Origin of the sequence: Pseudoduganella rhizocola (assembly GCF_045984285.3) — a bacterium.
Taxonomy (GTDB): Bacteria; Pseudomonadota; Gammaproteobacteria; order Burkholderiales; family Burkholderiaceae_D; genus Rugamonas.
Window position 1 is genome coordinate 48910 of sequence record NZ_JBJQIK030000011.1, and the last position, 17856, is coordinate 66765.

The 17856-nt window shown below is 63.8% G+C and carries 16 protein-coding genes; 13 read left to right on the forward strand and 3 right to left on the reverse strand.

The genetic code is table 11. The annotated features are described in order from the left end of the window. The first annotated feature begins 21 nt into the window (after positions 1-21). The 3 genes from ccsB to msrQ all read left to right on the forward strand — a co-directional run bounded on the left by ccsB (position 22) and on the right by msrQ (position 2854). Entirely contained in the window at positions 22-1173 is a 1152-nt protein-coding gene (gene ccsB, locus ACJRPG_RS20885; RefSeq protein ID WP_408002027.1) for a c-type cytochrome biogenesis protein CcsB, read from the forward strand. A 74-nt stretch (positions 1174-1247) separates the two neighbouring features. Beyond that, the gene (gene msrP / locus ACJRPG_RS20890) at positions 1248-2225 is read left to right on the forward strand and encodes a protein-methionine-sulfoxide reductase catalytic subunit MsrP (RefSeq protein WP_408002028.1); all 978 of its coding nucleotides are present in this window, start codon (positions 1248-1250) and stop codon (positions 2223-2225) included. After that, on the forward strand, positions 2225-2854 hold the full coding sequence (gene msrQ / locus ACJRPG_RS20895) for a protein-methionine-sulfoxide reductase heme-binding subunit MsrQ (protein ID WP_408002029.1): 630 nt from the start codon (positions 2225-2227) through the stop codon (positions 2852-2854). Before msrP ends, msrQ begins: the two co-directional genes overlap by 1 nt. 55 nt (positions 2855-2909) lie before the next feature. Here the strand turns inward: msrQ and lysA are convergent, their stop codons facing one another. Next, complete coding sequence (gene lysA / locus ACJRPG_RS20900) at positions 2910-4184, reverse strand: diaminopimelate decarboxylase (protein ID WP_408002030.1); 1275 nt, start codon at positions 4182-4184, stop codon at positions 2910-2912. Positions 4185-4187: 3 nt separating this feature from the next. Further along, positions 4188-4388: an LPS translocon maturation chaperone LptM gene (lptM, locus tag ACJRPG_RS20905; protein WP_408002031.1), complete on the reverse strand. Its 201-nt coding sequence runs from the start codon at positions 4386-4388 to the stop codon at positions 4188-4190. Between the two features lie 29 nt (positions 4389-4417). Here lptM and cyaY point away from each other — a divergent pair, with 29 nt between their 5' ends. Then, complete coding sequence (gene cyaY / locus ACJRPG_RS20910; protein ID WP_408002032.1) at positions 4418-4753, forward strand: iron donor protein CyaY; 336 nt, start codon at positions 4418-4420, stop codon at positions 4751-4753. A gap of 78 nt (positions 4754-4831) precedes the next feature. Here the strand turns inward: cyaY and ACJRPG_RS20915 are convergent, their stop codons facing one another. Continuing rightward, entirely contained in the window at positions 4832-7156 is a 2325-nt protein-coding gene (locus ACJRPG_RS20915; RefSeq protein ID WP_445322691.1) for a penicillin-binding protein 1A, read from the reverse strand. Between the two features lie 315 nt (positions 7157-7471). On the opposite strand from ACJRPG_RS20915, the gene ACJRPG_RS20920 reads away from it, so the two are divergent. From ACJRPG_RS20920 to ACJRPG_RS20960, 9 genes are all read left to right on the forward strand, one after another. Continuing rightward, the gene (locus ACJRPG_RS20920; protein WP_408002136.1) at positions 7472-8548 is read left to right on the forward strand and encodes a pilus assembly protein PilM; all 1077 of its coding nucleotides are present in this window, start codon (positions 7472-7474) and stop codon (positions 8546-8548) included. Then, positions 8548-9165: a PilN domain-containing protein gene (locus ACJRPG_RS20925; protein WP_408002033.1), complete on the forward strand. Its 618-nt coding sequence runs from the start codon at positions 8548-8550 to the stop codon at positions 9163-9165. Before ACJRPG_RS20920 ends, ACJRPG_RS20925 begins: the two co-directional genes overlap by 1 nt. Before the next feature lie 9 nt (positions 9166-9174). Next, complete coding sequence (locus ACJRPG_RS20930; RefSeq protein WP_408002034.1) at positions 9175-9837, forward strand: type IV pilus inner membrane component PilO; 663 nt, start codon at positions 9175-9177, stop codon at positions 9835-9837. After that, complete coding sequence (locus ACJRPG_RS20935; RefSeq protein WP_408002035.1) at positions 9834-10361, forward strand: pilus assembly protein PilP; 528 nt, start codon at positions 9834-9836, stop codon at positions 10359-10361. Before ACJRPG_RS20930 ends, ACJRPG_RS20935 begins: the two co-directional genes overlap by 4 nt. Next, positions 10358-12514 carry a type IV pilus secretin PilQ gene (locus tag ACJRPG_RS20940; protein WP_408002036.1) on the forward strand — a complete coding sequence of 719 codons (2157 nt, stop codon included), beginning with the start codon at positions 10358-10360 and terminating at the stop codon, positions 12512-12514. Before ACJRPG_RS20935 ends, ACJRPG_RS20940 begins: the two co-directional genes overlap by 4 nt. Before the next feature lie 40 nt (positions 12515-12554). Beyond that, positions 12555-14780, forward strand: coding sequence for an Ig-like domain-containing protein (locus ACJRPG_RS20945; RefSeq protein ID WP_408002037.1), 2226 nt, complete (start codon positions 12555-12557; stop codon positions 14778-14780). Positions 14781-14816: 36 nt separating this feature from the next. Then, positions 14817-16436 (forward strand): bifunctional shikimate kinase/3-dehydroquinate synthase AroKB, encoded by a 1620-nt coding sequence (aroKB, locus tag ACJRPG_RS20950; protein WP_408002137.1) that lies wholly within the window; start codon positions 14817-14819, stop codon positions 16434-16436. Positions 16437-16439: 3 nt separating this feature from the next. After that, on the forward strand, positions 16440-17570 hold the full coding sequence (locus tag ACJRPG_RS20955) for a deoxyguanosinetriphosphate triphosphohydrolase (protein WP_408002038.1): 1131 nt from the start codon (positions 16440-16442) through the stop codon (positions 17568-17570). Between the two features lie 64 nt (positions 17571-17634). Next, on the forward strand, positions 17635-17856 hold the full coding sequence (locus ACJRPG_RS20960; RefSeq protein WP_408002039.1) for a hypothetical protein: 222 nt from the start codon (positions 17635-17637) through the stop codon (positions 17854-17856).

Here is a 17856-nt window from a genome sequence, read left to right on the forward strand (position 1 = left end):
TCAGAAGGGGAGACCTAAAGCATGGAAATTACCCAGAACCAACCTTACACGCAGGCGCCCGGCTATTTCAAGCGCCTGAGCATTTTCGACTGGCTGTTCGGCCTCGCGCTGCTGGCCGGCGCCCTGTACGCGCTGAACCGCTTCGGCGCCTATATGGACATCTACGAGAAGGTGATCCTGGTCGCCTCCGCGCCGGTATTCGCCGCGCTGGGCTGGCACTGGAAGCCGGTGCGCTGGGTCATGCCGCTGACCTTCCTGCTGGCGCTGTGGGCCGTGTCCATGTACGCCGGCGACCTGGAGATGGCGAACAAGAAGTTCTGGCTGCGCTACATGATCTCCAGCCAGTCCGCGATTCTGTGGATGAGCGTGTTCTTCTTCCTGTCCACGCTGTTCTACTGGATCGGGCTGATCAGCCGTTCGGCCACCGGCGGCGCCATCGGCGCGGGCCTGTGCTGGGCCGCGCTGGTGTTCGGCATTACCGGCATGCTGGTGCGCTGGTACGAGTCCTACCTGATCGGTACGGACGTGGGCCACATTCCGATTTCGAACCTGTATGAAGTGTTCATCCTGTTCGCCCTGATCACGGCCATGTTCCACCTCTACTACGAGCAGCGCTACCAGACCCGCCAGCTGGGCGCCTTCGTGCTGCTGGTGATTTCGGCGGCGGTGGCCTTCCTGCTGTGGTACACGGTCTCGCGCGGGGCGGCCGATATCCAGCCGCTGGTGCCTGCGCTGCAGAGCTGGTGGATGAAAATCCACGTACCGGCCAACTTCATCGGCTACGGCACCTTCGCGCTGGCGGCCATGGTGGCCACGGCCTACCTGCTGAAGTCCCATGGCTACCTGGTGGACCGCCTGCCTTCGCTGGAGCTGCTGGATGACGTGATGTACAAGTCCATTTCGGCCGGTTTCGCCTTCTTTACCATTGCCACCATCCTGGGCGCGCTGTGGGCGGCGGAAGCCTGGGGCGGTTATTGGTCCTGGGATCCGAAGGAAACCTGGGCGCTGATCGTCTGGCTCAACTATGCGGCCTGGCTGCATATGCGCCTGATGTCCGGCCTGCGCGGCCGGGTTGCCGCCTGGTGGGCGCTGGTCGGCCTGCTGGTGACGACCTTTGCTTTCCTTGGTGTCAACATGTTCCTGTCCGGCCTGCATTCTTATGGGAAGCTTTAGATTGCAAGGATGTAATCTCCTGAAACGACTGAATGGTGTAAGGTTCATTCAACGACACCATTCAGGAGTGTGCAATGCTGATCAAACGTTCCCCCAACGGCATCGACCTGCCGTTTTCCTCGGAAATCACCCCGCGCGAGGTTTTTGAAGACCGCCGGCGCTTCATCAAGCAGCTGGCGCTGGGCTCCATCGCCGGCAGCGCCCTGTGGGAAATGGCCAACCGCGAGGCCTTTGCCCAGGGCGTCAATCCCAAGCTGGCCGCCAAGCTGAATCCGTCCTACTCGGCGCTGGACAAGCAGACCGCCTACAAGGATGCCACCACCTACAACAACTTCTACGAGTTCGGCACCGACAAGGGCGATCCGGCGGAGAATGCGCACACGCTGAAAACCCGGCCGTGGACTGTTTCCATCGAAGGCGAAGTGAAGAAGCCCTTCACCCTCGATATCGACGCGCTGCTGAAGCTGGCGCCGCTGGAAGAGCGCGTGTACCGCCTGCGCTGCGTGGAAGGCTGGTCTATGGTGATTCCATGGGTGGGCTATTCCCTCTCCGAGATCATCAGGAAGGCCGAGCCGACCGGCAATGCGAAATACGTGGAATTCGTGACCCTGGCGGACCGCAAGCAGATGCCGGGCGTGGGCAGCCGCGTGCTGCAATGGCCGTATGTGGAGGGCCTGCGCATGGACGAGGCGAACCACCCGCTCACCCTGCTCACGCTGGGCATGTATGGCGAAACGCTGCCGAACCAGAACGGCGCGCCGGTGCGCATTGTGGTGCCGTGGAAGTATGGCTTCAAGTCCGCCAAGTCGATTGTGAAGATCCGCTTCGTGAAGGACCAGCCGCGCACCGCATGGAACGTTTCGGCGCCCCAGGAATACGGCTTCTATTCCAACGTGAACCCGAATGTGGACCACCCGCGCTGGTCGCAGGCGTCCGAGCGGCGTATCGGCGAAGACGGCTTCCTGTCCCGCAAACGCAAGACGCTGATGTTCAACGGGTATAACGACGTGGCTTCGCTGTACTCGGGCATGGACCTGAAGAAGTTCTACTGATGGCCTTCAATCCGAGTCCGAAGCAGCTCAGTGCGATCAAGGCGCTGGTGTTCCTGCTGGCGCTGGTCCCCTTCGGCAAGCTGGTGTGGCTGACGGTCACCGAACAGCTGGTGGAGCCGCTGCAGTACATCACGCGCGCGACGGGCGACTGGACGCTGTACTTCCTGTGCATCACGCTCGCGGTGACGCCGCTGCGCCGGCTGTCGAAATGGAACTGGGTGCTCAAGCTGCGGCGCATGCTGGGGCTGTACGCCTTCTTCTATGGCTTGCTGCACTTCACCACCTTCCTGTGGTTCGATCACTTCTTCGATGTTCAGGAGATGCTGAAGGATGTGGTGAAGCGGCCCTTCATCACGGTGGGCTTCATTGCTTTCGTGCTGCTGATTCCCTTGGCGGTGACGAGCACCAATGCCATGGTGAAGCGCCTGGGCGGCAAGCGCTGGCTGTGGCTGCACCGGCTGGTCTATGTGATCGCACCGCTGGGCGTGCTGCACTACTGGTGGATGAAGGCGGCCAAGAATGACCTGGGACAGCCGCTGCTGTTTGTGGTGATTGTGGCTGCGCTGCTGGGGCTGCGCCTGTGGTGGGCGCGGCGCGTCGCTCCCGCGCAGGCGGGAGCCCAGGGGTGAGTGGCTGGCACCTGGGTCCCGCATCGGCGGACCGCCGCCTGGCGCGGGGACGACATTACTTGATGACGGATTCCAGCGCGAACAGCTCCTGCGGCGTTTCGCGGCGGCGCACCAGGTGGGTGGTGCTGCCGTCCACGATCACTTCCGCCACGCGGCCGCGCGTGTTGTAGTTGGAAGCCATGGTCATGCCGTAAGCGCCTGCGGTTTTCATCACCAGCAGGTCGCCCGGCTCCACCGCCAGCTCGCGGTCGCGCGCCAGCCAGTCGCCGGATTCGCAGATGGGACCCACCACGTCGAACACGGTGCCGCCGGGTTTGCCCTGCACCACCGGCTGCATCTCCATCCAGGCCTGGTACATGGCGGGACGCGCCATATCGTTCATGGCCGCATCCACGATGCAGAAGTTCTTCTCTTCGCCGTGCTTGAGGAATTCCACCTTGGTCAGCAGCACGCCGGCATTGCCCACGATGGAGCGGCCCGGCTCGAAGATCACCTTGATCGCCTTGCCGCCGTGCTTCCCGGCGCGCCAGGCATCGATGCGCTTGAACAGGCGGGACAGGTAATCGCCCACGGCAACCGGCGAGCCTTCGCCGTTGCCGTAGTCGATGCCGATGCCGCCGCCGATATCGAGATGGTGCAGGTGGATGCCTTCGGCGCCCAGCGTGTCGATCAGCTCAATCAGCTTGTCCAGCGCTTCCAGCAGCGGCGCATCGTCCAGCAGCTGGGAGCCGATATGGCAGTCGATGCCTGATACGTCGAGGTTCGGCAGTTTGGCCGCAACGCGGTAGGTGTCCAGCGCATCGCTGAAGGCCACGCCGAATTTATTGGCTTTCAGGCCGGTGGCGATATACGGGTGGGTCTTGGCGTCCACGTTCGGATTCACGCGCAGGGAAACGCGCGCTTTCTTGCCGGCGGCGCCGGCCACTTCGTTCAGGCGGTGCAGCTCGGGGATGGATTCCACGTTGAAGCACAGGATGTCGTGTTGCAGCGCCAGGCGCATCTCGTCCACGGTCTTGCCGACGCCGGAGAAGATCACTTTCTTCGGATCGCCGCCCGCGGCAATCACGCGCAGCAGCTCGCCGCCGGACACGATGTCGAAGCCGGCGCCCTTGCGCGCCAGCAGGTCAAGGATGGCGAGATTCGAGTTCGCCTTCATGGCATAGCAGACCAGCGCATCGCGGCCGGCGACGGCGTCAGCGTAGGCGGCGAAATTTTCCAGCAGCTGGGCTTTGGAATAGACGTAGGCAGGCGTGCCATATTGTTCGGCGATGGCGGTCAGCGCAACGCCTTCGGCGTGCAGCACGCCGTTCTGGTATTCGAAGTGAGGCATAAATTACTGTTGGGAGGCTGGAGGGGTCGAAGGGACGGGCGCCGAAGCAGGCGCAACGCCCGGTTTGCCCAGCTCGTTAGCCGACGCCGGTTTTGCCGGCGGTTTGGGCAGATACAGAGGACCAGTCTGGCCGCAGGCGGATAGCATGGCGGTCAGGACAACGATGGCGGGCAGCGCAAAAGAGGACTTCACGATTAGAATCACGGTTTGAACAGATTATCTTGGAGTGTAGCATGACCGAAACCGAATTCCTGGACCTGGCCGATGCCACGCTGGCCGCCATCGAGCACGCCATCGACCAGCTCAACGATCAGGACCGGATCGATGCCGAGTGCAGCCGCAACGGCAACGTGCTGGAAATCGAGTTCCTGCACAACGGCTCCAAGGTCATCGTCAACAGCCAGGCGGCGATGCAGGAGCTGTGGGTGGCGGCCCGTTCCGGCGGCTTCCACTACCGGCACGTGGACGGCAAATGGCTCAACACGCGCGACAGCAGCGAGCTGTTCGCAGCCCTGTCCCAGATCGCCACCGAACAATCTGGCGGCTCCCCCGTAATCATTGCTCCCTAAAAAAAGTTGCAAATAAATTGGGGACAGACCCGGATTTTCAAAATCCGGGTCTGTCCCCAATTTTTGAGCAACGTTTCTTTAGAACAGCTCGTTTTTGACGGCGTCGCGGGCTTTTTCCTGTTCCGGGGTGCCGCGGGCGTTGCCTTCCAGACTCTGCACGCCGGTGCCCGGCGGGTTCTCGGCGTAGTAGTACTCGCCATCCACCTGGATCACGCCGTCCGGCACCACGCGCTCCTCCACCGGCACATTCTTCAGCGCCTTCTGCATATAGCTGATCCAGATCGGCAGCGCCAGGCCGCCGCCGGTTTCGCGGTTGCCCAGGTTCTTCGGCTGGTCGTAGCCGATCCACGCCACACCCACCACCTTCGGCTGGTAGCCCGCAAACCAGGCGTCCACCGAATCATTGGTGGTGCCGGTCTTGCCCGCGATGTCCGGACGCTTCAGCGACAGCGCCTTGGTCGCCGTGCCAAAACGCACCACGTCCTTCATCATGCTGTCCATCAGGAAGGCATTGCGCTCGTCGATCACGCGGTTGGCTTCCACGCCCGCACGGTCCGGCGCTGCCTGCGACAGCACGCGGCCGCTGGCGTCCGTCACCTTGGAGATCAGGTAGGGCGAGACTTTGTAGCCACCATTCGCAAACACGGCATAGGCCCCTGCCATCTGCAGCGGCGTCACGGCGCCCGCGCCCAGCGCCAGCGTCAGGTAGGGCGGGTTCTTGTCGGCCTCGAAGCCGAAGCGCGTTGAATATTCCTGGCCGTACCTGGCGCCGATCTTGTGCAGGATGCGGATCGAAATCATGTTCTTCGATTTCGTCAGGCCGCGCCGCATCGTCATCGGGCCTTCATACTTGCCGTCGTAGTTCTTCGGCTCCCAGGCCTGACCGCCGGTCTGGCCCGCATCGAAGGAAATCGGCGCGTCGTTGATCATGGTCGCCGGCGACAGGCCGCGTTCCAGCGAAGCCGAATAGATAAATGGCTTGAACGAGGAACCCGGCTGGCGCCACGCCTGCGTCACGTGGTTGAACTTGTTGCGGTTGTAGTCGAAGCCGCCCACCATGGCCTTGATCGCGCCATCCTCGGTGCTGGCCGCCACGAAGGCCGATTCGATCTCCGGCATCTGCGTGATCTGCCAGTCCTTGCCTTCCTGCGTCACCCGGATCACGGCGCCGCGGCGGATGCGCTTGTTCGGCGCCGCCTTTTCGGACAGCCAGGACTTGCCCATGTCCAGGCCCGCGCCGGTAATCGCGATTTCCTCGCCGGACGCCGTCACCGCCGTCACCTTCGACGGGGAGGCCGACAGCACCATCGCCGCCACGATATCGTCGCTGTCCGGATGCTCGGCCAGTTCGGTTTCAATCACTTCGTCCACCTCGGCCTTGTTGGACGGCAGGTCCACATAGGCTTCCGGACCGCGGTAGGGGTGGCGGCGCTCGTAGTCCATCACGCCCTTGCGCAGCGCCAGGTAGGCGGCGTCCTGGTCGGCCTTGGTGATGGTGGTGAATACATTCAGGCCGCGCGTATAGGTGTCTTCCTTGAACTGCTCGTAGACCAGCTGGCGTGCCATTTCTGCAACATATTCCGCGTGCACGCCGAATTCGCTGCTGTCGGTCTTGACCTTCAGCTCCTCTTTTTTGGCTGCTTCATATTGGGCCGGGGTGATATAGCCCAGCTGCGCCATGCGCTGAAGGATGTACTGCTGGCGGGTACGCGCGCGTTTCGGGTTCACCACCGGGTTGTAGGCGGAAGGCGCCTTGGGCAGGCCGGCCAGCATGGCCGCTTCGGCGATGCTAATGTCTTTCAGATTTTTGCCGAAATAGATCTGTGCCGCCGAAGAGAAGCCGTAAGCCCTCTGCCCCAGGTAGATCTGGTTCATGTAAACCTCAAGAATCTGGTCCTTGGTGAGGTTCTGTTCGATTTTCCAGGCCAGCAGCGCTTCGTAGGCCTTGCGCTTGAAGGTCTGTTCGCTGGACAGGAAGAAGTTGCGCGCCACCTGCTGCGTGATGGTGGACGCGCCCTGGCGTGCGCCGCCGGTCGCATTGTGCGCCATGGCGCGCAGGATGCCCCAGTAATCCAGGCCGCCGTGCTCGTAGAAGCGGTCGTCCTCGATGGCCAGCACAGCCTTCTTCATGACGTCCGGGATGTCCTTGATGTGGACCAGGTTGCGGCGCTCTTCGCCGAACTCGCCGATCAGCACATTGTCGGCCGAGAAGATCCGCAGCGGCATCTTGGGCCGGTAGTCGGTGAGGGTGTCCAGCGAAGGCAGGTTGGGATAGGCGAGGGCCAGCCCGAACACGATGAGCAGCAGCCCCACCAGCACCAGGCCCACCAGGGAGGCCAGGGCCATCAGCAGAATGTTCTTGGGAGCGTGCTTGCCGGCGGGCGTGTTGTTATTAGCAGTCATGCGGGGACGTCACTTTCGGGGATTTGATGCTGGGCATTATAAGCGAGCGCAATTGGCCGCGGCGCGCAGCGGATAGCAGGGGGAAAGTTAAAAATTGTTCGTGAATAACGTAACAATACAGTTGTTTTCCGGGACACGAGATGTCAAAAATAGTGTGGCGAAAGCCGCACAGGACGCTAATAGTGCCCTTCAGAAATACCTTTACACGCACTCGGCTATAGCGCTAGCATCTAATGTACTGTCTCATTTTTGCGACCTAAGTACAGGTTTTAAAACGATTTCTACTATGTCAACCTACTTGGTTCTCTTGTCATGATGCCTGATTTGAAAGTCCTGCTCGGCGGCGGGAAGGCGCCGCTGGTCGGACTGGATATCAGTTCGTCGGGCGTGCGGCTCGTGGAGCTGGCCGATGCCGGCAAGGACGGCATTCGCCTTGAACGCTACGCCAGCGAGGCCTTGCCGCGCGGCGCTGTGGCCGATGGCAATATCGAGAACCTCGACCAGGTAGTGGACGCCGTACGCCGCGTGCTGAAGAAGAGCGGCACGCGGGCGCGCCATGTTGCCCTCGGCATGCCGCCGGCATCGGTGATCACAAAGAAGATCGTGCTTCCAGCTGGCCTGTCGGAAGAGCAGCTGGAAGTGCAGGTGGAATCCGAAGCGAGCCAGTATATTCCCTTCGCCCTCGATGAAGTGAGCCTGGACTTCGACGTGATCGGCCCCGTCGCCAATTCGGCCGATGACGTGGAAGTGATGCTGGCCGCTGCCCGCCGCGAGAAGGTGGAGGACCGCGTCGCCGTGGCCGAAGCCTCCGGCCTGAAGGCATCCGTGATGGACATCGAGTCCTACGCCGCGCGCGCCGCGCTGGACCGCGTGATCGCCCAGCTGCCGGAGAGCGGCGCCGGGCAGGTGATCGCCCTGTTCCAGGTGGGCGCACAGGTCACGCATATCTCGGTGATGCTGGACGGTATGACCGTGTATGAGCGCGAGCAGCCTTTCGGCGGCAACTCGCTGACGCAGGATATCGTGCGCGCCTATGGCCTGGCCTTTGAAGAAGCGGAAGCGCGCAAGAAGACCAGCGACCTGCCGGAAAACTATGCGCTGGAACTGCTGCAGCCTTTCCTGGAAAGCGCCGCGCTGGAAGTCACGCGAGCCATCCAGTTCTTCTTCACTTCAACCCCGTATACGAAGATCGACCAGATCTACCTGGCGGGCGGCTGCGCTGCCTTGCCCGGCCTGCTCGACATCATCGCCAACCGCACCCGCATTTCCAGCGCCGTGATTTCGCCGTTCAAGGGCATGCAGCTGGGCGCCGGGGTGCGCGAGAGCCAGCTGCGCGCCGACGCGCCGGCCTATCTCGTGGCCTGCGGCCTGGCGCTGCGGAGGTTCGGCTGATGATACGCATTAACCTCCTGCCGCACCGCGAAGAGAAGCGCAAGCAGCGCAAGGCGGCCTTCATCGCGCTGCTGGTGCTGTCGGGCGTGGTCGGCGCCGGCATCGTGCTGCTGGTCGGGCTGTATAACGCGCGCGCCATCGCCGTGCAGAACGAGCGCAATGAAGTGCTGCAGTCGTCCATCAAGGCGCTGGATGTGAAGATCGCGCAGATCGCCACGCTGAAACAGGAAATCGAGGCGCTGAAGGCGCGCCAGCAGGCGGTGGAAGACCTGCAGGGCGACCGCAACCAGCCGGTCTACCTGCTCGATGAACTGGTCAAGCAGACCCCCGCCGGCGTCTACCTCAAGCAATTCAAGCAGGACGGCCAGCGCGTCACCGTGGGCGGCTACGCGCAGTCGCAGGAGCGCGTGTCCGAACTGCTGCGCAACCTGTCCAGCGCGTCGCCCTGGCTGGAGCGGCCGGACCTGATCGAGGTGCGTTCCTCCAACCTTGGCCAGGGCAAGACGGCGAAGAAGGTCGTTGAATTCAATCTCATCGTCGGCATCAAGCGTCCGCGCGACAAGGACGCGCCGCCGGACGACGCAAAACCGGGCGCCAAGCCTGCGGCACAGGGCTGAGGAAGGCATATGGCGATCGATATCAAACAGCTGGCAGAAGACTTCGCGTCCCAGTTCCGCGGCCTGAACGGCGTGCACCCCGGCCAGTGGCCGCTGGCGCCGCGCATCATGTGCGGCATCGGCGTGGCCGTGGCCGTGGTGGTGCTGGGCCACCTCCTGTACTGGAGCGGCCAGTTCGAGGAGCAGGAAGCGGGTGCTGCAAAAGAGCAGCAGCTGCGCGACGAATACCAGATCAAGACGGCGCAGGCGGCGAACCTCGATGCCCTCATCAAACAGAAGGCCCAGGTGGACCAGTATGTGGTGCGGCTGGAGAAGCAGCTGCCGAGCAAGGCCGAGATGGCGGCGCTGCTGTCCGACATCAACCAGGCGGGCCTGGGCCGCGGCCTGCAGTTCGAGCTGTTCAAGCCGGGGCAGGTCGTGGTCAAGGACTACTACGCCGAGCTGCCCATCGATATCAAGGTGACCGGCAACTACCACGACATCGGCGCCTTCGCGGGCGATATGGCGAACCTGCCGCGCATCGTCACCCTGAACAATATGGCGCTGGTGGCCGGCAAGGACGGCACGCTGACGCTGGACGCCGTGGCCAAGACCTTCCGCTACCTGGACCAGGATGAAGTGCTGGCGCAGCGCAAGGCCGCGGCCGACAAGAAGAAAGGGGCGAAGAAATGAAGAAGCTCGCCCTCGTGCTGTGCGTGCTGCTGCTGAGCGCATGCGGCGACAGCGATGTGCAGGAAGTGCGGCAGTGGATGAAGCAGGTGGACAGCCAGACCCGCCCCTCCGTCAAGCCGCTGCAGGAACCGAAGACCTTCGTACCTTTCGCCTATGCCTCGGCGGATGCGCCCGATCCCTTCAGCCCGAACAAGCTGCTGGCCGAACTGGCCAGGGCCCGCCCCGGCGGCGGCCTGCAGCCCGATACGGGCCGCCGCAAGGAATTCCTCGAGGGCTTCCCGCTCGATACCATGAAGATGGTGGGCACGCTGCAGAAAGGCGGCGCCATGTTCGCCCTGCTGCAGGTGGACCGCTCGGTGTACCAGGTGCGTGCCGGCCAGTACCTGGGCCAGAACTTCGGCCAGATCACCTCGATCACCGAAGATGCGGTGAACGTCAAGGAAGTAGTACAAGATGCGGCCGGCGACTGGGTCGAGCGCATGTCGAAGTTGGAACTGCAGGATAGCAAGGAGAGTACGCAATGATTGCCATCGGAACCCTGACGCGGGGCTTGCGCCAGCTGAGCGCCGCGCTGGCGCTGGCGGGCACCGCCTTGCTGGCGCATGCGCAGCAAGGCAATACGATCGAATCGGTGACGGCCAATCAGCAAGGGTCGAATGTGATCGTGAAGATCGCGCTGAAGAATGCGCCGGAAAAACTGCCGATCGGCTTTGCCATCACCAATCCGCCGCGCATTGCGCTCGACTTCGGCGCCACCAGCAACGGCACCGGCAAGACCACGCAGGAGATGGACCTGGGCGAGCTGCGCTCGGTGAACGTGGTGCAGGCCGGCGAACGTTCGCGCCTGGTGTTCAACCTGAAACGCAGCCTGAATTACGCGACCGCGATCGATGGCAATGCCGTGATCCTCACCATCGACGGTTCCGGCGGCCTGGCCACCGCCGTGGATGCGCGCGGCCTGCCGGTGCAGGCCGCCGCCCCCGTGGCCCCGCCCGCGAAGCAGCAGCTGCGCGATCTCGATTTCCGCCGCGGCAGCAATGGCGAAGGCCGCATCGTGGTGGACCTGCCGAACAGCCAGGTGGCAGTTGACGTGCGCCAGACCGCGACCGGCGTGGTTGTCGATTTCCTGAAGACCGGCCTGCCCGAAACCCTGCGCCGCCGCCTCGACGTGACCGACTTCGGCACTCCCGTGTCGCTGATCACCACCGTGCCGCAGGGCGACAACGTGCGCATGAATATCGAAGCGAAGGGCCTGTGGGAGCAGAGCGTTTACCAGAGCGATACCCAGCTGGTGGTGGACGTGAAGCCGATCAAGGAAGACCCGAACAAGCTGACCCAGGGCACGCAGGGCTACCGCGGCGAGAAACTGTCCTTCAATTTCCAGAACGTGGAAGTGCGGGCCGCGCTCCAGGCGATTGCCGATATCTCGGGCCTGAACATCATCACCAGCGACAGCGTGACGGGCAACCTGACGCTGCGCCTGAAGGAAGTGCCGTGGGACCAGGCGCTGGACGTGGTGCTGCAGGCCAAGGGCCTGGACATGCGCAAGAACGGCTCCGTGATCTGGATCGCGCCGAAGGAAGAGCTGCTGACCAAGGAAAAGCTGGAGCTGGAGCAGCGCGCCCAGATCGCCGACCTGGAGCCGCTCAAGTCCGAAATCTTCCAGCTCAATTACCAGAAGGCTGAATCCTTCAAGACCGTGTTCGGCCTGGAAGGCGGCGCCGATTCCAAGAACCGCATCCTGTCGCGCCGCGGCAGCGCGATCATCGAGCCGCGCACCAACCAGCTGTTCGTGACTGACATCGCCTCCAAGATCGAGGACGTGCGCCGCCTGATCCAGAAAACGGACGTGGCCACCAAGCAGGTGCTGATCGAGGCGCGCATCGTGGAAGCGAACGACGGCTTTACCCGCAACCTGGGCGCGAAGCTGGGCTTCGCCGACCTGCGTACCCTGCGCGGCGGCGACAGCGGCTGGGCGCTCGGAGGCGGCAATACCCGCATCGGCCTGGGCGGCAACCTGACCGGCATTGGCCAGGTCACGGGCCAGACGCCCGACAACGGCGACGGCTACACCAACACCACCATGATCGACCTGCCGGCAGCGCCCATCAACGGCGCGGCGGCGGGCAACCTGGCGGTCAGCCTGTTCAATGCTGCGGCGAACCGCTTCCTTAACCTGGAACTGTCCGCGCTGGAAGCGGATGGCACGGGCAAGATCATCTCCAGCCCGCGCGTGGTGACCGCCGACAAGGCAGTGGCCACCATCGAGCAGGGACTGGAACTGCCTTACCAGGTGGCGACCAGCAGCGGCGCCACCTCCATCGTGTTCCGCAAGGCCAACCTGCGCCTCGAAGTGACGCCGCAGATCACGCCGGACGGCAATGTGGTGATCGATGTGGACGTGAACAAGGACAGCGTGGGCCAGGAAACCCGCGCCGGTTTCGCGATCGACACCAAGCACGTGAAAACGCAGGTGATGGTGGAAAACGGCGGCACCGTGGTGCTGGGCGGTATCTACCAGCAGACGCAGCGCAGCACGGAAACCAAGGTGCCGCTGCTGGGCGACGTGCCGGTGCTGGGCTACCTGTTCCGCAATACCGCGCGCACTGACGACAAGACCGAGCTGCTGGTCTTCATCACGCCGAAAATCGTCGCCGAACGTCTCAGCGCGCGCTGAGACAAGCAGAATTCAGCTCTAACAATAAGGGTAATACGAGATGACTACCGAGAAGCACTTGTTCCGAAAACTGGGCGGCTGGCTGGGCACTTTCGCCTGCGCCGGCCTGTTGGCAGCCTGCGGCGGCGGCGGCGGTTCGCCGGGCACCGGTCCTGGCGGCGTGACGCCGGCGGCCAAGGTCGCGAGCGTGGTGCTGACGGCCAGCGCCGCCACCATGCCTTCATCGGGCCTGGACGGCACCGAAGTGACCCTGACCGCCGTGGTCAAGGACGGCAGCAACAATGTGCTGCCAAACCAGACCGTGAGCTTCAAGGCGGATTCGGGCAATATCAGCAACACCACGCGCACCACCGATGCCAACGGCATCGTCACCGAAAAGATCAACACCAAGGGCAATCCGGCACCGCGCACCATCACCATCAGCGCCAGCGCGGGCGGCGTGAACTCGAACGAAGTGAAGGTGAATGTGGTGGCGGCCAGCCAGACGCTGACGCTGACCACCGATTCCGGCACACTGCAGTCGTCCGGCGCCGCCGGTTCGGAAGTGACGGTAACGGCCCTCGTCAAGGATTCGAACAACACCGTGATGCCGAACGTGAAAGTGGACCTGGCGGCCGATTCCGGCAGCCTGACCGCCGGCACCCGCATTACCGATGCCGCCGGCCGCGTGACCGAGAAGCTCAGCACCGGCAACGACGCGCGTTCGCGCGTCATCAAGGTGACGGCAACCATTGCGGGCCTGGAGCCGGTGACGGCGCAGGTGAGCGTGGTGGGTACCCAGGTGCAGGTCAATGCCAGCAGCTCGGTCAGCGTGGGCACCAGCACGGACGTTACCGTCAAGCTGGTGGATTCCGCAGGCAATGCCCTGGTCGGCAAGGCTGTTACCTTCAGCGCAGCGCGCAACCAGCTGAGCGTAAAAGGCGGCGGTGCTGCCGTGACCAACTCCGCCGGCCAGCTCACGCTGAGCTATTCGGCCGCCACAGCCGGCGCCGACACCATCACGGTCAGCTCGATGGGCGAGACGTCCACCGCAGGTATCAATGTCAGCAATACCAACTTCACGGTGGCGGTAGTCAATGGCAGCGGCGCCGTGCAGGCGACTGCTGCAATCAACCAGTGCCACCCGGTAGCGATCCACAGCGATGCCGGCGGCACCCCGACCGGCGGCAGCGTGACCGTGAGCTCCTCGCGCGGCACCGTGTACAGCAATGCAGCCTGTTCGACGCCGCTGACGGTGGCGATTCCGCTGGCATCGGGCAATGCGACCGCCTATGTCAGCGCCACCAGCCCCGGCGTGGCGACCCTGACCGCAACCACGACCGCGAACAACGCGACGGCGCAAGGAGTCGTGGAATTTGTAGCCCCGCTGCTGGCCACCGCCACGGTGATCGCACAGGCCGATCCTTCCGTAGTGGGCGCCAATGCGCCAGGCAGCACCAGCCAGCAGGCGGCGATTCGCGCCGTGGTGCGCGACGGTACTGCGGCCAATAACCTGGTGAAAAATGCGCCCGTGGCCTTCACCATCGTCAGCGACCCGACCGGCGGCACGCTGACCCAGCCTGCGGTCGTGCTGACGGGCAGCGACGGTGCCGCCACCGTGTCCTACATCGCCGGCACTTCGTCCAGCGCCGCCGATGGCGTGAAGGTCCGCGCGCAGATCCAGGGCGGCTCCAACGCTTCGGCAATTGTCAGCCTGACGGTGGGCCAGAAAGCACTGTTCATTTCGGCCGGTACCGGCAACACGGTACTGACGCCGGACGCAACGACCTATCGCCGCGACTACACGGTGGTGGTAACGGATGCCGCCGGCAATGCGAAAGCCGGTGTGAACGTGACGGCGTCGATCCGTCCGCGCTTCTACTTCAAGGGCACCATGGCCTATGCCGAACCGGATGGACCCTGGTCGCCGGTGTTCAGCGCACCCGCGTGTGCCAACGAGGATACCGACGGCAGCGGCATCGTGTCGGCGGTGAAGGACATCAACGGCAACGGCCGCCTCGATCCGGGGATTCCGGTCACGGTGACGTCCAGCGGCACTACCGACGCCGGCGGCCGTGCCATTGTGTCGCTTACCTACCCGAAAGACCGCGCTTACTGGGTCAACGCCGACCTCACGATTACCGGCCAGACGGCGGGCACGGAAGCGCGTTATGTGGGATTTGTTCAGCTGATCGGCCTGTCGGCGGATTATACTAATAGGAACGTGAGTCCTCCGGGCGCAATCAGCCCTTACGGGACCGCAGCCACCTGTACGGATCCAAACTAAGCTGACTGAATGCAGAATGTGTACCTTGTAGGACTGATGGGGGCGGGCAAGACGACGATAGGCCGTATGCTCGCCCGCAAGCTGGGATTGCGCTTCGTCGATTCGGACCACGAAATCGAGGCGCGCACCGGCGCCTCGATTCCATGGATTTTCGAAATCGAGGGTGAAGCCAGTTTCCGCCGCCGGGAAGCGGATGTTATCCGCGACCTGTGCGCCCAGGACGGCATTGTGCTGGCGACCGGCGGCGGCGCCATCCTGAATCCCGACAGCCGCGCGCTGCTGCAGTCGCGCGGCACCGTCGTTTACCTGCGCGCCACCATCAACAGCATCCTGCACCGCACCAGCCACGACAAGAACCGCCCGCTGCTGCAGACCGCCGATCCCCGCAGAAAACTGGAAGAACTGCTGGCCCAGCGCGAGCCGCTGTACCTCGGGATGGCGCATCTCGTGGTCGATACCGGCCGGCCTAACGTACAATCGATGGTTCAGATAATCTTGAACCAGCTGGACAGCCTGGCCTGCCAGGCCGCGCCGGACTGCAGCACCAGGGCAGAACCATCGATGACCGAACAAACCAATATCCTCCTCAACGTCGAGCTGGGCGAGCGCAGCTACCCCATCGCCATCGGCCCTGCTCAGCTGGATGATCCGGCCCAGCTGCTGCGCCATGTGAGCGGCAACAAGGTTGCCATCGTATCCAACGAAACCGTGGCGCCGCTCTACCTGGAGCGCCTGCGTGCGCCGCTCGCCGCGGCCGGCAAGGACGTGATCACCGTGGTGCTGCCGGATGGCGAGGAGTACAAGAACTGGGCCAGCCTGATGCAGATCTTCGATGCGCTGCTGGCCCATAAGTGCGACCGCAAGACCACCCTGATCGCCCTCGGCGGCGGCGTGATCGGCGACCTGACCGGCTATGCGGCGGCGTCCTATATGCGCGGTGTGGACTTCATCCAGGTGCCCACCACGCTGCTGTCCCAGGTGGATTCCTCGGTGGGCGGCAAGACCGGCATCAACCACCCGCTGGGCAAGAACATGATCGGCGCTTTCTACCAGCCGAAGGCGGTAGTGGCCGATACCTCGGTGCTGCAAACCCTGCCGCAGCGCGAGCTGGCGGCCGGCCTGGCCGAAGTGATCAAGCACGGCTGCATCATCGACGCGGAATTCCTCGGCTGGATCGAAGCCAATATGGCGGCGCTGGTGGCGCGCGAGAAGGGCGCGCTGGCGTATGCGATTGCGCGCTCCTGCGAGATCAAGGCCGACATCGTGCGCCAGGACGAACGCGAGGGCGGCCTGCGCGCCATCCTCAACTTCGGCCATACCTTCGGCCACGCGATCGAGGCCGGCATGGGCTACGGCGCCTGGCTGCACGGCGAGGCGGTGGGCTGCGGCATGGTGATGGCGGCCGACCTGTCGCAGCGCATGGGCTTTATCGATGCCGCGGCGGTGGAGCGCATCCGCAAGCTGGTGGCCGCGGCCGGCCTGCCGGTCAAGGCGCCCGACCTTGGCGCCGCGCGCTGGCTGGAACTGATGGAAGTGGACAAGAAAAACGAGGGCGGGGCGATCAAGTTCATCCTGCTCAAACCGGCCGGCGCCGCCGTGGTGACGACCGCGCCGCAGGACCTGTTGCTGGCCACCTTGGCCGCCTGTGTGGAGTAAGCAATGGAAGAAGCGCTCGCCCCCTACGCCGCACATTCGGACAAAGGGCGCGGCCGCCGCTATCCCGAAACGCCGCACGCCTCGCGCAGCCAGTTCCAGCGCGACCGCGACCGCATCATCCACTCCACGGCTTTCCGCCGGCTCGAATACAAAACCCAGGTCTTCCTCAATCACGAGGGGGACCTGTTCCGCACCCGCCTCACGCACAGCCTCGAAGTGGCGCAGATCGGCCGCTCGCTGGCGCGCAACCTGCGCCTGAACGAAGACCTGGTGGAAGCCATCGCGCTGGCGCATGACCTGGGCCACACGCCTTTCGGGCATGTGGGACAGGACGTGCTGAACGAATGCATGAAGGAGCACGGCGGCTTCGAACACAACCTGCAAAGCCTGCGCGTGGTGGACCATCTGGAGGAGCAGTACGGCGCCTTCGATGGCCTGAACCTGATGTTCGAAACACGCGAAGGCATCCTGAAGCACTGCTCCCTGAACAACGCACGCCTGCTGGGCGACGTGGCGCAGCGCTTCATCGACCGCACCCAGCCTTCGCTGGAAGCGCAGCTGACCAACCTCGCCGACGAAATCGCCTACAACAGCCACGATATCGATGACGGCCTGCGTTCGGGCCTGATTACCATTGCGCAGCTGGAGCAGGTGGACTTCTTCGCGCGCCTGTGGCGCGAGGTGCAGGCGATTTTCCCCGGCCTGTCGGGCCGCCGCGCCATCTACGAAACGCTGCGCCGCCTGATCACGGCGCTGGCCGATGATCTGATCGTCACTTCGGGCCAGCGCATCCTGGAAGCCGCACCGAAGGACATCGACGATGTGCGCCGGTCGCCGCCGCTGATCCGCTTCTCGGACCAGATGCGCAAGGATGCGACGGAACTGAAGCGCTTCCTGTACGAGAACCTCTACCGCCATTACAAGGTGAACCGCATGCGGCACAAGGCGAGCCGCATGGTGCGCGAGCTGTACCAGGCCTTCACCGAGGAGCCCTCGCTGCTGCCGCCGGACTACCGCGTGGCGCCGCACGACGCCACCGCGCAGGCGCGCCGCATCGCCGACTATATCGCCGGCATGACGGACCGCTACGCGATCCGCGAACACCACCGCATCTACTCTCTCGAAGAGCTGTGAGCCTCATCAAGGCCTCAAGCGTGGCGCTTGACGCCCGCGCTTGCGCGGACAATGATGAAGCATCATGGACGACACCACTTCCGAATGGCGCAACAGCGTCGAACGCCGCCTCGGCTCGCTCGAGACCGATGTGGCAGTCATTCGTTCCAACTACGCAACAAAAGAGGATCTCGCGCGGCTGGAAACGCAGATGGCCGCTGTCGAAGGCCGCCTGATCCGCTGGTTCTTCGCGACAGCAATGGGCCTGAGCATGGTTGCATTCGCCGCCGGACGCTACCTTGGGTGA

Bases quoted from the DNA above. Each gene is read 5' to 3' on its own strand.
- ccsB (WP_408002027.1), top strand. From the start codon at position 22: ATGGAAATTACCCAGAACCAACCTTACACGCAGGCGCCCGGCTATTTC.
- msrP (WP_408002028.1), top strand. From the start codon at position 1,248: ATGCTGATCAAACGTTCCCCCAACGGCATCGACCTGCCGTTTTCCTCG.
- msrQ (WP_408002029.1), top strand. From the start codon at position 2,225: ATGGCCTTCAATCCGAGTCCGAAGCAGCTCAGTGCGATCAAGGCGCTG.
- lysA (WP_408002030.1), bottom strand. From the start codon at position 4,184: ATGCCTCACTTCGAATACCAGAACGGCGTGCTGCACGCCGAAGGCGTT.
- cyaY (WP_408002032.1), top strand. From the start codon at position 4,418: ATGACCGAAACCGAATTCCTGGACCTGGCCGATGCCACGCTGGCCGCC.
- ACJRPG_RS20915 (WP_445322691.1), bottom strand. From the start codon at position 7,156: ATGACTGCTAATAACAACACGCCCGCCGGCAAGCACGCTCCCAAGAAC.
- ACJRPG_RS20920 (WP_408002136.1), top strand. From the start codon at position 7,472: ATGCCTGATTTGAAAGTCCTGCTCGGCGGCGGGAAGGCGCCGCTGGTC.
- ACJRPG_RS20925 (WP_408002033.1), top strand. From the start codon at position 8,548: ATGATACGCATTAACCTCCTGCCGCACCGCGAAGAGAAGCGCAAGCAG.
- ACJRPG_RS20930 (WP_408002034.1), top strand. From the start codon at position 9,175: ATGGCGATCGATATCAAACAGCTGGCAGAAGACTTCGCGTCCCAGTTC.
- ACJRPG_RS20935 (WP_408002035.1), top strand. From the start codon at position 9,834: ATGAAGAAGCTCGCCCTCGTGCTGTGCGTGCTGCTGCTGAGCGCATGC.
- ACJRPG_RS20940 (WP_408002036.1), top strand. From the start codon at position 10,358: ATGATTGCCATCGGAACCCTGACGCGGGGCTTGCGCCAGCTGAGCGCC.
- ACJRPG_RS20945 (WP_408002037.1), top strand. From the start codon at position 12,555: ATGACTACCGAGAAGCACTTGTTCCGAAAACTGGGCGGCTGGCTGGGC.
- aroKB (WP_408002137.1), top strand. From the start codon at position 14,817: ATGGGGGCGGGCAAGACGACGATAGGCCGTATGCTCGCCCGCAAGCTG.
- ACJRPG_RS20955 (WP_408002038.1), top strand. From the start codon at position 16,440: ATGGAAGAAGCGCTCGCCCCCTACGCCGCACATTCGGACAAAGGGCGC.
- ACJRPG_RS20960 (WP_408002039.1), top strand. From the start codon at position 17,635: ATGGACGACACCACTTCCGAATGGCGCAACAGCGTCGAACGCCGCCTC.